Below are 16091 nucleotides of genomic sequence, written 5' to 3'. Positions count from 1 at the left end.
ACCACCAGCAGCTTTAATGAATGTTATAGTTCTACTTTTGTATTTGGATCGCTATCTTTTTTCTCAAGCAATGCTAAGTAATCATCCAAGCCTGCAGCTTTTAATTGTTCAGATGCTGACTCCAATATTTTCGTTACTTGATCCTGGCTTTTAGCATAATAAGCACGTTTGAGGCTTTCGTCATAATTATCAAGTGCAGCTTTTAATTCCGTTTCCTTCGCAAACTCGCCAAGGAAAGCCGTTGGAGCATACGTATCTGAGATTATTGCATTCGCTCTTTTTTTATCCCACTCCCAATACTCAGCAATCTTGAGCGGTCCCTCATTGATATTAGGTTTGGCAGCATTACCGTATTCTGTTTCACCAAAATCCGCTATACGATCAACGTCTGTATTGCCAAGAATTTCGCCCCAATAGTTGCCTACGCCCGCAAACCCAAGCGCTTTCGCGGCTTTAGAATCTTTATCTTTCAATTCCAATACTTCATTTTTCACAATCGGGTTGCCCTTATCATCAAGTGTGTAGTCTCTTCCTTCAATTCCGTATTGCCAGAGCAGCTTGCCTTCGCGGCTCGCCAAGAAGTCGGCGAATTTGACGATATCTTCGGGATTTTTGGTTGAAGATGGAATCGCCCAAGCACCGCCAGCCGTTTTATAGCTAAGCTTCATCTGGTAAGGCTTATCCGCTTCATTTAGCGGACCAATCGGCAAGTAATGCATGTCCTTATTAAATTCAAGGTAATTATGCATATCAGCAATGATCGCGAAGGAGCCGTTCAAAATGCCTTCTGTTGCACGATTTTCTTCCATCGTATAAAACTCAGGATTCATCAACTTTTCTTTCAACAGCTTTTGAACAAACGCTACACGCTTGAGCGGGTACTCCGTTTGACTCTCGTGTACAATTTTACCTTCCTTATTCCGTACAAAGGTTTGGTTCACATTTACAGTCAAGTCACTATACAACGCTTTAACTTCTGTTCCACCCCAGTATCTTGGGCCAATAACGCTAGCGATGTCTTTTCCATTGTTGTCTTTGAAATTTCCAGCTTTAATTTTTTGTGCCACCTCATACAACTTCTCGGAAGTTGTAATCGTTTTTGGATCGATATTAAGCGCTTCGGCAATATCCTTGCGAATAAATGGTCCGCCTAACATTTTCCGCGTTTCATAGCCGGTTTCTCTCGAAATATTCATGTGCATGAAATAAGCTGAGCCGTTAAACTCTGGACGGAACATGACGCCGTTTTTTGTATCAAGCGGCAGATAGCCATCTTCTAGATACTTGCTGTATACTTTGGTATCCTTCATAAACGGAGTCAAATCCGTGAACATGCCTTCACGAGCTGCTTTTAGTACAACCGGCATTTCTGGTCGACCGCTATGATTCAAATAAAATCCGATAAAGTCAGGCAAGTCACCCGAAGCAAGTCCAGCAATCAAGCCGTCGAGCGAACGATTGGCCGGCATAATATTAATTTGATAATCAATTCCCGTTTTCTCTTTAATTTGTTTTAATATTTCCGGGTTCATCTCTTCCGTAAAATCGTCTGCCCCCATAAAGATTAAGCCTTTAATTTTGCGGTCGGCAATCCAAGTCGCAGGTTTATCTTTGTTATCTTTGACGCCTTCCTGCTTGTTCCCTGAATTTGTTGAATTTGTTTCTTTGGCCGCGCAGCCAGTAATGAACAAGGAAGCTATAATCGGAACCGTCAACAGTCTTGCCCAATTTTTGTTCTTAAACATGATATCTCCATTCCTACCTTCTCTTTTTAATTTATATGGAAAAACGCGGTTAAGCGTCTCTCTTCAAGGAAAAATGCTTCTATCGAACAAGTTACCAAACCGAAGTGCCGGACACTTTTCGTGCAAAACGATTGGCAGTGACTACAAGAACTAAAGCGATAACACCTTGCATCATACCGACTGCCGTTGCATATCCGTATTGGCCTTGCTGCAAGCCCACGCGGATCACATACGTATCCAGAATATCTACCAAATCACTGTTTCCTGGCATTTTGAGCAAATATAGCTGGTCGAATCCCGCAGACAAAATGCTTCCAAGCGATAGAATAAACACGATGAGAATGGTCGGACGAATCGACGGGAGGGTTATATGCCATATTTCCGCCCATTTGCTTGCCCCGTCAATTTTGGCCGCTTCATACATGTCTTGATTAATTCCAGCGATGGCTGCCAAATAGATGATGGAATCCCAGCCGATTGTTTTCCATATGTGGCTGCCGAACATGATTTGATAAAAATATTTGGCTTCATTCATAAAGAATGTGCTGCCGTCTCCCCCAAAATAGGTGATCGCTTCATTAAGCAAACCAGTATCCGGCGCCAATGTTCTTTGTACTAAACCAATAACGATGACCCATGACATAAAATGCGGTAAATACGAGATACTCTGGGCGATGTTTTTAAAGGCACGGTTTTTAATTTCATTGAACATTAGCGCAAGTAAAATCGGGAACGGCAAACCGAGAAATAGCTTCATTGAGCTGATGATGAGTGTGTTTTTGATCAGCGTCATACTTTGAACATCGTTGAAAAACTTTGCGAAATATTCGAAGCCGACCCACGGACTCTCAAGTATGGTTTGATTAAATTTGAATTCCTTAAACGCTAGAAGCAACCCACCCATTGGGATATAGGAAAAAATAATGAAGGAAGCTAGACAAGGAAGAAGCATGAAATACAAATAGCGGTATAACCATATTTTTTTCAACAAATAAACAAGACGCTGTTTTTTTCGATTTCCAGCTGGTACTAAAGCCACTTTGGTTTGCAATGAGGGCTTCTCCCTTCGTTATCATTTTTGAATTAACCTGTTTCCAGCTTTAATTGTTTCAGCAGATTAACCTCGTTTGTCGTTATTTCGTCGACACCTAAATGAATCATCTCGATAAGAGATTCCCTATCATCAACGGTATAGACCCACACTGCCAAACCCAGCCTATGTGCATATTCCACCAATTCGCTGCGGCACGTTCGGTAATTCAGGTTTAAGCCGTAATATCCGCCTACATTTGCCCATTCGCAAACGATTCGTACCCATCCGATATAGTCGAGTTCCTCTTGTTCAGTAAGTACATCCGGCGTGTTATAAAGAACCTTAATTCCCCGGTGGCGGTTCGTAATTTCGTCCGAGCACCCTGTAATGAATACAAGCTCCTCCATTTCAAAATTCCTTATACTCTTAATCGCTGGTTCAATTACCGCATTTGTTTTGATATCCAAATTGAGCTTTATACCGTATTCTCTTGCCAAGCCTAGAACTTCATCGAGTGTCGTAATGGTGTGGCTTTCGTAAACAGGGCTGAGCTTTACGCGGTTTTCCGGCCGGTTCAATTGCTCAAACGTCAATTCGGCAAGCAGCGGGCTATGGTCATGAAGCAATACCACCTTACCGTCCTCTGTCACCCTAAGATCAACTTCTGCCACGTCTGCACGCATAGCTATGCTCTCCAGAAAGGAAGCCCTTGTGTTATCCGGTGCAGCACCGCTCCCTGTATGGGCGCAAATGAGCGGAAAAGTTTGACAAGTCATAAACCATTCTCCTATTCTTCTAATTTCAAAATTTCTCTAATGAGTAATTAATGAAGCACTTATTACTGTTGTTGTGATATTTATAGTGTAGTTAAAGATTGTTATCGTGGTATTTTCGTAATAATAAGGTATCATTAAGCCCGATGTTGTTGTTTGTTGTATGATTGTTCAATTTCAAGCCGAAAATCCAGCCGTACCTATTATTTTAAGCTAATCATTTTCGCAAAATAAAAAAGAAGAACCGGAGCAGCGTCCGATTCTTCTCGTTTAATTGATTTGACTTGCATTAATCCAAGTAATTCCTTTTATTTCGAGCTCTTGTGCCCATGCTTCAGGATGGTCCTTCTCGCATACGACAACATCAATCGATTCTAAAGGTGCAATATGGCAAAATGCTTGTATACTAATCTTGCTGTGATCGGCTAACACGATCACTTCCTTCGCTTTCAATATAATCATCCTTGAAATGACGGAATCATTCATATCGTAATCGCTAATCCCTGTCTCGATTGAAATACCGCCTACGGAAACAAAAGCTCTATCCACGTAAAAGTTTTTAAGTATTTCCTGTGATATATGACCGCTGACTGACTGCTGCTCTGGCGAGATTTCGCCTCCCAAAATAATGACTCGTCCGTTAAACAATCCTTGCGTTAATGATTCCGTTAGAAGATTCGCTACCGTTAAGGAGTTGGTAATAACCGTTATCCTTTTTTTGCCTCGCAGAGCTCGTGCCATTTCATGAATCGTTGTACCGGTATCCATATAAATTGTGTTCCCGTCATTGATCAGATCTACCGCTCGCTGCCCAATCACCTGTTTAGCTTCAAGATTGAGAATTTGACGCTGCTGATAGGGTGGCTCGCCTTTCTCATATTGCACCTTTACAGCTCCGCCATATACACGTTTAAGCTTTCCTTCCTCCTCCAGCACAAACAGATCACGTCTAATCGTTTCAAGAGAAACCTGAAGCTGTTCTGCTAACGAAATGACCTGCACCTTCCCGAAGGTATCAAGCTGAACGAGAATATACTGCTTTCGATCTTCTGATAAAAGAGACATTCAAAGATCACTCCATTTCTAGCCTTATGTTATTATTCACAAAGGAAAACCGTTTTTTAAAATCAAATGAAAAGGTAAACGAATCATATTTTCCTGTTAAATAGCGATAATCCGGATAGGTCAAAGCTTCGCTTTGCCCTAACATTTCCACCCAAGGAGAATAGGTTTGAAAACAAATATGATTGTCGTCCTCGTTAAATTGAGCCAATCTCATCCAACCATTGCCGCCGCGGTAGCTGTCTTGATAATTGATTAGCAGCTGTATAACCTCGTGACCTGAATTGTTCTGCCTTGTTTGGTGAAAATTGCCGTTATAATGCCCATTAGCCGTCATGAACACTTGGTTATAGGGAGCAACCAGCTCATCCCATATGATTTTCCCGTTTTCCGATTCATGTGAAATTAGATTGTGACTATCACCCGTTGTATACAAAATATCATGCGAAACAAGAATAGTTGGCATATCGCTATGTTTATCAAGCACTATTTTACACCATGCCAAGTCCTTTATAAGATGCTGCATATCTACCATTAACCATAAATAATGATAGCTTCCAGCCTGTACAATGCCAAATGAACTATATCTTGATGGTGAACTGCCCTTATAATAATCTTTGCTGAGAAAACGTTCTGGGCCAAAATAATTCAAATAAGTATCTTCCTCATTATAGTCATGATTTCCAGCTGTCATCAAATACGGAGTACGTGACTGATCCATAGCAGAGATTGCACTGGAAGAGCGTTCCCACTCCTCTAAGGCGTCACTATGATCAACAATATCACCTACATAGGCAGTCATTGCAATTTTACTGTTCAACTCATTATTCACAATCCAATCAACCTGTGCTTCAAACATTTCCGGATTTAAGTAGACCAGCTTCTGAGCATCTGGAATAAAAGCGAAATTGTAATTGGTTTCCTGCTGCAAAAGTGAAACATGCTCATTCGTGCCTTGAAGAACTTGCTGAGGACTAATGTTTTGCAACCAATCTGCTCTGTCCAGAGGCTCATTAGCAATACGGATTTCTCGAATGGTTCCGGAAAATAATTGATCCAATTGATTGCCCCACTCCGAAGCTCCAATATTCCATCCTTTGCCTTCAACTCCAGAAACGCCGACAATTGATTTGGCAGGACTGCTGTAATCACAAATTCCGTTCACATACATTAGCGTTTGTTCCCTATCGTTCACAATTGCGATATGATGCCATTGTCCTGTATTCAAATAACGCGACCAGCTCGTTACCGAGGATACTCGATTCGTTGGATGACATATCCATTGGTATTCCTTGCAGTTCGAAACAGACAATGTCGCAAGCAGTTCATTTTCTCCCGAGTTGCCGATGTCAACGCCCCTGCCCTGTCTCGTAAGCACCCCCATCCAGCTATGTTTATCCTCATGAAATGGCTCAGGCAATTGAACGATTGCTTCAATCGTGTACCCATGTTCTAATCGGTCATGATTAATGGGAGCATTCTCCACCGTTTGAAAATAACTACCGCTTCCTTTATTGCATTGATCGTTTCGAAAAGTTAATCCCGCTTCGTTACGGCTTCCTTCCATCCATCCAAGTAGAACCTTATCAGGCTGCTCCAAAACATCCTGCGTCGTAACCATCCTAATATGATTCCCGCTGCCACTTACATCGTTTAGGATCAAATTCCTTTCCTCAATCGAACCAGACAATGTGTTCACGGAATCAAATATCCAATAAGTCAACACATTGACAGGCTGCTGCCGCTGCGGAATGTGCATGACACGTCCTTGCTCCATAGTGCTCAACCATCCTTCTCTACATTAAGATCGTCTGTTTGTCGTTCCTTGTCCATGAAATAGTCCCTTACTTCAGCCCAGTTATGCACCCGAACATACCCGGTCTTATGAATATTGTGCGGGGCATCGTAAAGAATGCCTTGACCTCGAAAGCGTTCAAGCTGCTTTACATTGTCATCAATCAAATAATCAGCGTGAATGACACTCTTATTTCCGCAAAACACAAAATTCATATTGTTTAGAAAACTAAAGTGCTCGAGCAACCACTCGTACTTGGCTTTAAATGATGCCGGAACCTCCATCGCTGCAGTCGTAATATAAATCTCATAAAATTCACTGAGCTCGCGTATGACTTCTTGGCTATGTTCAATAACCTTTAGTTCACGAAAAAAAACTTCATTGTCAAAACAACGGTCTATTTCTTTTTTTAGCTGAGGCCTCAATTGCGACAAGGTTGTTCCATGCAAATCCGTAATCAGCAGGTTATCGTTAAAATCCCTGTTGTACCATTCCAAATGCGCACCCGCAGTATCCGCCATTACCTCATCCATATCAATCGCTATGCGTTTCAATCCAATCTCTCCTTGTTCAAAGCATTTAATTGTTCAACAAAACAAAACGAATCGGTAACAAACAGTCTACATACCACAATTATAGGCACGAATTGTTTTCAGCATCTCAAATACATATTAACTTACTGTAAATCTAAATGGGTTGAAAGCAGCTAATAAAAACACAACTCGTTATATAAAAAAAACCATCCCGAAGGATGGTCTTTAATCATAATGAACCTGTTAATCATTTTATACTGCTTATGCATTGTTCTATTTTGCTTGAATATAGCCTTCTGCTTTAAGAAGCTCGGCAATCAGCACAGCACCGCCCGCAGCTCCACGTATTGTATTATGAGATAGTCCGACAAATTTATAATCGTATACAGAGTCTTCACGCAATCTTCCCGCTGAAACGCCCATGCCCTGTTCAATGTCACGATCTAGTCTCGTTTGCGGTCTGTTCTCTTCCTCGAAATACGTAATAAACTGTTTCGGTGCGCTTGGCAAGCCAAGCTCCTGCGGACGACCTTTGAATTGCTGCCAACGCTCGAGAATTTCTTCTTTCGAAGGTTTGTTTTCAAATGATACAAACACAGTTGCCAAATGTCCATCCAAAACGGGAACGCGGATACACTGTGTAGAAATTAAAGGTGCGTTCGCTTTTACGATTTCATTATTTTCGATGCTGCCCCAAATGCGCAGCGGCTCCTGCTCGCTCTTTTCTTCCTCGCCGCCAATATAAGGGATGACGTTGTCTAACATTTCAGGCCAATCGGTAAAGTTTTTGCCTGCTCCAGATATCGCCTGATACGTCGATGCAATGACAACTTGTGGTTTGAAATCAAGCAATGCATGAAGTGCAGGTACATAGCTCTGGATGGAACAGTTGGGCTTAACAGCAATAAATCCAGTTTCTGTTCCAAGGCGCTTTCTTTGTGCTGCAATGACTTCCAAATGACCAGGATTAATCTCTGGAATGACCATAGGAATATCAGGCGTCCAGCGGTGAGCTGAATTGTTGGATACAACAGGCGTGCCTGTTTTTGCATAAGCTTCTTCCAACGCTTTGATTTCATCTTTTTTCATATCGACTGCACAAAAAACAAAATCGACCTGATTAGCAACTTCCTCTACTTTCGAAGCATCCAGAACGACAATATTTTTTACAGCTTCAGGGATAGGGCTGGTGAGCTTCCATCTGCCTTGTACCGACTGCTCGTAAGTTTTACCTGCCGAGCTGGCGCTAGCTGCAATAGCTGTAACCTCAAACCAAGGATGCTGATCCAGCAGGTCAACAAAGCGCTGGCCCACCATGCCTGTTCCTCCAACAATACCTACTTTTAATTTTTGTGTCATTCGATATTCAATCCTTTCTATATCGCTTAATCATTCTGTAATTACGATTCGAATATTTTAATTTGTTATACCTTATATACAATGTACGCTGAGCAATCTTTGCACCAATAAAAAAAATCCCACCCCCAAGACTATGGTAAGTCTTAGGGACGAGATTAATATGCTCGTGGTACCACCCCAGATTCGTCAATATGTCGCCATATCAACCTCTTCAAGTACGGCTATGCAAGCGCATGCTTATACTCTAGCTCTGTAACAGGAGCTCCTGTCACACCATCCCCCATAACTCGGTTCCGATGTGCTGCTCTAAGTCTTTGTTCAATAAGGAACTCTTACTCCTTTTCAGCTAACGGAGCTCTCTGTGAAAGAATTCATTTATTTACTCATCTCTTCATCGCATTTGAATGTTGCGATTATATTATCAAAAATCTGTTCTAACGTAAACAATAATTTTTGAAAAGTAGAAAAAATTACACATTTGAGTAACTGTGCTCCGTTTAACACAAGTCCTCGAGATGCTGTTTTTTCCCAAAATGGTGCAATGCTCTCTACAAATTAACTTTTCATGAAGCTAGAACACTGTTATTTTTTGAGCAGTAAATAAACAAAATACGGGCCGCCGATCAATGAAACCATGATACCGGCAGGTATACCGTCAGGATCGACGATATTGCGGCCAATCGTGTCCGCCACTAACAGCAGTAATCCGCCGAGCAAAACAGCAACAGGAATGAACAGCTGATTGCGTGGACCAACCAATGCTTTCGCAATATGCGGTGCCATCAATCCAACAAAGGCAATTCCTCCCGTCACAGATACAGCTGACGCAGATGCGGCAACCGCGGTTAGAATCAACACGAGACGTTCCCGTTCAAGCTTTAGACCGACACCAACCGCTGTTTCTTCGTTCAATGAAAGAAGATTCAGCCGATGCGACTTATACAAGGTGAACGGAATGAGTAAGCACAGCCATGGAAGCAAAGCCCAGATGAACGGCCAATCCGCCCCCCATATATTACCTGCAATCCATTTTGCGATAAAATCAACCTTCGAGCGTTCTGCTGAGGAAATAATGACGATCATAATCCCCGACAGCGCCATCGAGAAACCGACACCGACGAGTACCAGTCGAATGGGGTCAAGCCCGCGTGTTCGGCTGTACGAGAAAAAATAGATTAGAGCCGCTGTGAGCAATGCGCCAACGAAAGCGACTAACGGCAAAATATAAACGAATGTTCCTACATCGATCGGAAAGTAGAGAAAAAATATCGCGATCGCCACGCCTGCACCAGAATTGATGCCGATTATTCCAGGATCTGCGAGATCGTTGCGAGTGACGCTTTGCAATATTGAACCAGCCAGTGCAAGTGCCATACCCGACAGCAAGGTGATCAAAATCCGCGGCAAACGTACGGAAAACAAGACAAAATCCTCTTTGAAGGTGCCATGGCCAAGCAGCACAGGAAGCAGTCTGTCAAACGACAGCTTAGAGTACCCTACACCCATGCTGATGATTGCCGTAACAACAATCAGTACTAAACTGGCTAACAGGATCAAGCGTTGTTTGCGAATGAGAGCTGACAATGTCATGAGAATGCTTTCCCTCCTCTACGCACGACGAATAAGAAGAAAGGCAAACCCAGCATAGCAACTATAGCTGCAACAGGCGTCTCATAAGGTGCGTTAATCGTCCGGCTCAGCATATCAGCAAGCAGCATGAAGATTGCTCCTGCAAAAGCGGAGAAGGTCATGACATGCCGATAATCGGTACCTACGAACCTTCGGACGATATGCGGAATCATCAAACCTACAAAGGCCATATTGCCAACAAGCGCAACCGAAGCGCCAGTAAGTACAATAACTAGAACGAACAAAATCACTTTGATCATCATCAGCTTTTGTCCAAGCCCCATCGCTACCTCATCACTCAGACTCAGTATGCCTACTTGGTTCGAGAGAATCAAAGCTGCCGCAATGCCAATAAGAATGACCGGCGCAATGGCTTGAAGCTGCCACCAAGTTGTTCCGATCAATCCTCCAGCAGTCCACATCGTTACATCCTTGGAAATTTTGAAAAAGATGCTGACGCCATCTGAGATCGCGTACAAAAAAGCTGAAACGGCTGCTCCAGCAAGTATAATTCGCATCGGAGACAATTTTCCTCGCCGTGTCGCGCCAAGAGCCATGACCAGCGCTGCTCCAAGAGCAGCTCCGAGGAAACAAGCAAGCATGATGCCGAAATAGTTCAGCCCCGGTATGAATACAAAAGCCAATGCGAGCGCCATGTTAGCGCCGGAAGTGAGACCTAGCAAGCCTGGATCTGCAAGTGGGTTGCGTGTGACCCCTTGCATAATAGCGCCAGATACGGCAAATGCAGCACCGATCAATATCGCTGCTATCGCACGAGGCAGCCGGATCTCGCGAAGGACGAGAATATTATCGTCCTTCACGTTGGTGGTGATAGCCAGCCACAGCTCTCGAAATGTCGTATCCGCTGCTCCGAATTTCATGGATAGAAAGAAGCTCAGAACAAGCATGAGTAAGCAGCCTATGAGCTTATATGAAATTAAAACAGATTGTCGTTTACTTTTCATTGGACTCTCTTCTTTACTTTATTTTCCTAGAAAATTTTGAATGAAAAATTCTAACTGATATTCCATGCTAAGCGGGTCATTAAAGTAGAACGCTTTGGCATCAGCTTCAAAAACGTGTTGGTTTTTGACAGCAGCAATATTTTTGTACGTCTCTGTGTCTTGGAACGTATTGTCCTCATCTGCGTTTTTGCTGAAAATGACATAATCCCCACTGTAGTCCTTCAGAACTTCAGTTGAAACTGCGAAAAATCCTTCTGCTTTCGTCGCTTCTTTAACCTTCTCAGGCATGCCTAGCCCGAATTGTTGATAGAGGATTTCAGTTCCGCGGCCGAAATTGTCACCATATACATAAAGCTGCTTATTGAATGTCTCGATAACCGAAACCGTCGCATCCGCACCGATTTTTGCTTTGATTTCTTCGCCAACTTTTTTCGTACGCGCGTTAAAATCATCGACCCAGCTTTTAGCTTCCTGCTCTTTATTCAAAAGCTTGCCAATTTCAATCTGTTGCGTTAAGAAATCTACTTTGCCGTAAGTATAAGTAACTGTAGGAGCGATTTGCTTAAGCTTGTCAATGTTTTTTATATCAGATAGTCCAATAATAAGATCAGGATTCAGCTCGATGATTTTCTCAAGACTTTCATCTGTAACTGCTTCTGTATTCGCTAGCTTTTCTTTAAAGTTTGGGTTATCCTTGGACATTTCATCCACGCCGACAAGCGGCACACCTAACGCCATAACGTTACCTGTTAAGAACCTTGTAATTACAATGACGCGCTGTGGATTGGTCGGAACTTCCACAGGGCCATTTTCTGATTGATAAGTAAAGGTGCCCGAATCTGAGGTTGTTGATGGTGACGCCTCATTTTTCGGTGCATCCGTGGATGATACTTCAGGTGCGCTGCTTGCATTATTGTTTTGATTGCCGCCGCAAGCGCTCAGAATAAGAACTAAAGATAGAACGAACGGAACAAAAAGCTTTTTCATAAGATGACTCTCTCCCTTTTCTATTGCTATCATGTTTAGGCATTGAAAATAATTATCATTTTCATTACCATAACGTTATTATAGGGATGCATTATGCTCTGATCCATGCCTTTTTGTTGGGAAATTAACTTGGACTATTAGTTGCTTGTGAATAAAGATACAGCGCGTTGAAGCTGCAAACGAATTGAAACGGGATTGTATGGAATCCATTCATCATGGCTGAGCAGATGTACATTACCTTGCTGTACGGCAGGAAGCTGACTCCAATAATTAGATTTGAATATTACATCTGAATGAGCAGTTGATCCTTTCGCATCAGGAAAAACGATAACTAATATTCGATCCCCAGCATATTGTGGAAGCTCCGATATCATAATCGGAATGGAATGAAATTTATCGCCAAGCTTCTCCATATCCTCCTTGATCCGTGAAGGAGGCTGTAATCCGAGCGATTGATAAACCACACATCCGACATTGCGCGCTCCATAAACGAGCAAATGTTCAGGCTTGATGACGAGTATCGTTATAATTTCTTGTGCGGCTCTGCTTTGCTGAACTAAGGAACGAGCGAGCTGTTCCTCTCTCTGATACTCTGTTAGCCACTGCTCTGCTCGATCTCTTCTCTGAATAACTTGAGCAATAAGACGAAGATGCTCTTTCCAGCCTAATTCCATCCACGATATTTCCACAATAGGCGCAACTGCCCGTAATTGTTCTGCATTCAGCCCATACTCATCCAAATGCTGATTTGCCGCAATAATCAGCTCAATGTTGTTATCGAGCAATAACGATTTCACTTGTTCTGCCGAACAGTCAGCGTTTATAAACCTCATGGTTTGAGGCGATTGAAGTCCGGACGTATTCAAATATTCACTGCTGTCTGAGATGATTACCGCCGGCTCCAAACCAAGTAAAAGCAAATGGCTCGCATAGGGTGTCAGCAATACAGCCACTCTCTGGAAAGTGCCTCGGTTGTACGCCGAAGGTGCTGCCCCTGTTTCCTGTTTAAAACGCCGGCTGAGATAAAATTCATCCTTGTAGCCAACCTTAAGAGCAATTTCCCTTAGCGTACCCGAACCGCTAATCAATAGCTCTTTGGCGCGATGCACACGAAGACGCGACAAATAGTCGCTTGGCGAAAACCCGGTTAACTGCTTAAAGAGAATAGAATAGTGGGACCGACTTACACCTGCAATTTCAGCTAATTGCTCACGCGTTATTTTTTCACTAAAGTGGCTCTCTAAGTAAGCGATGCTGCGTTCCATAGATGGTTTTTCGCTTGAAGCAAATTTAGCCTCTTGCCCTTCCAGCAATTGAAGAATAATTTGATGAAACAAAATTTGATTTTGTACATGGCGAATTTCATTTCCTGGCAATCGGTGAATATATAGCTTCTCCACAGATGCTGCAATCGCAGGTTCGTTTGGGAAAAAATGAACGCTTGAATTTGAAGCTGCCTCACTCTTTCTTATCATTGTAGCTGGTGACTGAGAATTCGCCTGCTCACGGGTATTTATAGCAAGCTTGTACATATGAAGAGGATGCATCATATTTGCACTCAGTACTGCCTCTGTATTCGCTGGAACGAGGATAACGCTGCCTTCCATCAGCTCGTAGAGCTGATCCTTGATCCGAAGGCTGCCTTTGCCGCTGACAATTGCAATCAGCACCGTTAAGCTCTCGTTTATTTCATACATTGGGCGACTCGTCGTACTATAAATCGAATCTATACTTTCAGCCGTATATAATGGAAAGTGGGATTCTGCCCACTCCGAGTCAACATTTTTTTTCACAAATAAAGCCTCCAATAGTAAAAGTGAACACTTGCAGCGTATTCAGACCATACACATGAGATGATACTGAAAGTCCTGATTATATTGTACAACCATTAGGATAATATCATCTACACTGCGGTTTGGAAACTAGATGCGCTTAATTATAAACGCAAAATAACCTCCATTCGTATGGAGGATTTTGGCTGCAAAAGCGCGCACTTCAATGATCGCTTTCTTATCACACTTTAGGATGCTAATATAAATAATGAAATCAATCATCGTAAGTACATGCTTACATGTACTATAGTATACAAAAAAATACTGTAAGGTGGAACGAAACGAAATGGACAAGCTGCCCGAGTTATGTAATGTAGATGATGCCCTTAGTATCTTAGTAGGCAAATGGAAGCCCCTCATTTTGTTGCATCTTATGCATTCGGGCACCAACAGATTCAGCGAGTTGAAACGAAATCTACCAGGAATAACGCAGAAAATGTTAACCCAACAGCTGCGTGAGCTCGAAGAAGAGGACATTATCTCTCGAAAAGTATATGCACAAGTACCGCCAAAAGTAGAATATTCCATAACGGAATACGGCAAGAGCATAGAACCTGTTCTCGATATTATGCACGAATGGGGCACCAAGCACACCTTATATAAAATGCAAAAAAAGAATCAAACAAGCCTTTAAGTAAAAAAGATGAACTCTTCAGTTCATCTTTTTACTCTATGGCACAGCGGGACTGCAACGTCTACTAGCAGATGTCTTAAAAATCGTACTTTTCTTCTTTCTGTTCACGAATCATGGTAAATGTTTCGGTCAATACAACGGTATCCTCCACCAAACGTTCAATTCGAAAAATAACATCGTCATTCGCAATTTCTTTCCTCTGAAAGTCCTTCTCTTCAATAAACACATAGGTTTGCACGATCTGAGCTTTCATATAAGCTAAAATTGGCTTCAATTGTTGTTCTGCAATTAAATAGTGCTTGGATGACCCAGCTGTTACAAGCATACTCACAATTTTATCGCGAAAAGCATTAACGGGCAGCAAATCAAAAATATTTTTTAGAGTAGCTGGAATGGAAGCTTGAAAGACGGGTGTCCCAATTATAATGGCATCTGCATCCATAATGGTTTTCGTAACGTAGCCCGTATCACCTTCATATTCCAAGTAATTGCGACCATCGCTGAATTGAATCGTATAATCGGCTAAATCAATTAACGTCACTTCCGCATCAGGGTACTGCTTTTTGACAGATTCCAATGTGTAATTCATTGCTGTTCTTGTTTTTGAGCCCACGATTGATCCCGACAAACCAACAATTCTCATAATGAATCCCTCCTATTATTTCGCTGCTGTATATTTTTTTATTGCGGGTAAAATAACAGTGCCAATGGTTTCAATCATCTCCATGATTTTTTCAAATGATACGCCTCCAAATTCGATTTGAGCGAGAAAACGCTGGTGACCAAACAGCTCATATTGATATAGTATTTTTTCAATAATTTCTTGAGGACTTCCGACCATCAAAGCATTGCGGGTATCGGCACCTTGAGCAAAATGCTGCTTCGGAAAACCGCGTCCGTTAGAAAATTCCATCCCTTTGTTAACATGAGGGTACGCTTCCTTCATTGCTTGCTGTGAGGTCTCCGCTACATAAAACAAGCTAGTGGTTGCAACTGGCAGCGCTGCTGAGTCAAAACCACTTTGTTCAGCAGCTCTTCGGTAGGCGTCAACAGATAATTTAAAGCTTGATGACGGTCCTGCTAATGTCGCCAGCATCATTGGCACCCCTGCCATTCCAGCTTTTATCGCACTAGCTGGCGATCCCCCTACTGCACGCCATATCGGTAAAGAGCCGTTTAACGGCCGTGGCAATATTTTTGCATCGTTTAGAGGAGCACGAAATTGTCCAGTCCATGTAACCGTCTCCTGATTATTGATTACATTTAACAGCTCGAATTTCTCTTCATACAGCTCTTCATAATCACGAAGATCATACCCAAGCAATTGAAACAACCCGATTCGTGATGCTCTGCCAGCCACGATTTCTGCTCGTCCACTCGATATCAAATCGATCGTCGCAAAGTCTTCATAGACACGAACGGGATCGGAAGTGCTTATAATCGACGCTGAGCTTGATATTTTAATTTTATCTGTTGCCTGAGCGATAGCGCTAAGAATAACTGCATGGGCTTGGGATACAAAGTATTCCTGATGACTTTCACCAACGCTGAATACATCAAGACCTGCTTGTTCAGATAATTTGGCCGCTTCAATGATTTCTTTAATGCGCTGCTGTGCAGAGATCCGCTCGCCCGTATGCGGGTTGGGCAAATGATCCCCTAGAGAGTAAAGCCCAAACTCTATTCCATTGCTTTGATCGATACGATATTTTTCCACTATATATCAACCTCTCTCTTATATAAA

14 protein-coding genes and 1 other annotated feature are annotated in these 16091 nt (G+C 42.5%); of the genes, 1 reads left to right on the top strand and 13 read right to left on the bottom strand.

The window, feature by feature from the left end:
- Positions 1–23 precede the first annotated feature (23 nt).
- The 11 genes from AB4Z45_RS00185 to AB4Z45_RS00135 all read right to left on the bottom strand — a co-directional run bounded on the left by AB4Z45_RS00185 (position 24) and on the right by AB4Z45_RS00135 (position 13674).
- Positions 24–1745, bottom strand: coding sequence for an extracellular solute-binding protein (locus AB4Z45_RS00185; protein WP_441907386.1), 1722 nt, complete (start codon positions 1743–1745; stop codon positions 24–26).
- Between the two features lie 91 nt (positions 1746–1836).
- Complete coding sequence (locus AB4Z45_RS00180; RefSeq protein WP_441907385.1) at positions 1837–2796, bottom strand: ABC transporter permease; 960 nt, start codon at positions 2794–2796, stop codon at positions 1837–1839.
- Between the two features lie 32 nt (positions 2797–2828).
- Entirely contained in the window at positions 2829–3554 is a 726-nt protein-coding gene (locus AB4Z45_RS00175; protein WP_441907384.1) for a glycerophosphodiester phosphodiesterase, read from the bottom strand.
- A gap of 267 nt (positions 3555–3821) precedes the next feature.
- The gene (locus AB4Z45_RS00170; protein ID WP_441907383.1) at positions 3822–4616 is read right to left on the bottom strand and encodes a DeoR/GlpR family DNA-binding transcription regulator; all 795 of its coding nucleotides are present in this window, start codon (positions 4614–4616) and stop codon (positions 3822–3824) included.
- A gap of 7 nt (positions 4617–4623) precedes the next feature.
- Complete coding sequence (locus tag AB4Z45_RS00165) at positions 4624–6390, bottom strand: LamG-like jellyroll fold domain-containing protein (RefSeq protein WP_441907382.1); 1767 nt, start codon at positions 6388–6390, stop codon at positions 4624–4626.
- A gap of 5 nt (positions 6391–6395) precedes the next feature.
- On the bottom strand, positions 6396–6962 hold the full coding sequence (locus AB4Z45_RS00160; protein ID WP_441907381.1) for a 5' nucleotidase, NT5C type: 567 nt from the start codon (positions 6960–6962) through the stop codon (positions 6396–6398).
- Between the two features lie 252 nt (positions 6963–7214).
- Positions 7215–8300: an aspartate-semialdehyde dehydrogenase gene (gene asd / locus AB4Z45_RS00155; protein WP_441907380.1), complete on the bottom strand. Its 1086-nt coding sequence runs from the start codon at positions 8298–8300 to the stop codon at positions 7215–7217.
- A gap of 142 nt (positions 8301–8442) precedes the next feature.
- Positions 8443–8704 (bottom strand) — a binding site (T-box leader).
- A 178-nt stretch (positions 8705–8882) separates the two neighbouring features.
- Positions 8883–9890, bottom strand: coding sequence for a FecCD family ABC transporter permease (locus AB4Z45_RS00150; RefSeq protein ID WP_441907379.1), 1008 nt, complete (start codon positions 9888–9890; stop codon positions 8883–8885).
- The gene (locus tag AB4Z45_RS00145) at positions 9887–10894 is read right to left on the bottom strand and encodes a FecCD family ABC transporter permease (protein WP_441907378.1); all 1008 of its coding nucleotides are present in this window, start codon (positions 10892–10894) and stop codon (positions 9887–9889) included. Before AB4Z45_RS00145 ends, AB4Z45_RS00150 begins: the two co-directional genes overlap by 4 nt.
- 18 nt (positions 10895–10912) lie before the next feature.
- On the bottom strand, positions 10913–11881 hold the full coding sequence (locus tag AB4Z45_RS00140) for an iron-hydroxamate ABC transporter substrate-binding protein (protein WP_441907377.1): 969 nt from the start codon (positions 11879–11881) through the stop codon (positions 10913–10915).
- Between the two features lie 137 nt (positions 11882–12018).
- Positions 12019–13674: a helix-turn-helix domain-containing protein gene (locus AB4Z45_RS00135; RefSeq protein ID WP_441907376.1), complete on the bottom strand. Its 1656-nt coding sequence runs from the start codon at positions 13672–13674 to the stop codon at positions 12019–12021.
- Positions 13675–13999: 325 nt separating this feature from the next.
- Here AB4Z45_RS00135 and AB4Z45_RS00130 point away from each other — a divergent pair, with 325 nt between their 5' ends.
- A complete protein-coding gene (locus tag AB4Z45_RS00130; RefSeq protein ID WP_441907375.1) occupies positions 14000–14347 on the top strand; it encodes a winged helix-turn-helix transcriptional regulator in 348 nt (115 codons plus the stop codon).
- Positions 14348–14423: 76 nt separating this feature from the next.
- On the opposite strand, the gene AB4Z45_RS00125 is transcribed toward AB4Z45_RS00130, so the two are convergent.
- Positions 14424–14990 (bottom strand): NADPH-dependent FMN reductase, encoded by a 567-nt coding sequence (locus AB4Z45_RS00125; protein WP_441907374.1) that lies wholly within the window; start codon positions 14988–14990, stop codon positions 14424–14426.
- A gap of 15 nt (positions 14991–15005) precedes the next feature.
- Complete coding sequence (locus AB4Z45_RS00120; RefSeq protein WP_441907373.1) at positions 15006–16064, bottom strand: LLM class flavin-dependent oxidoreductase; 1059 nt, start codon at positions 16062–16064, stop codon at positions 15006–15008.
- Positions 16065–16091 lie beyond the last annotated feature (27 nt).

It is taken from the genome of Paenibacillus sp. MCAF9 (assembly GCF_052114265.1).
GTDB lineage: Bacteria > Bacillota > Bacilli > Paenibacillales > Paenibacillaceae > Pristimantibacillus.
This window is presented reverse-complemented; position numbering and strand designations above follow the sequence as displayed.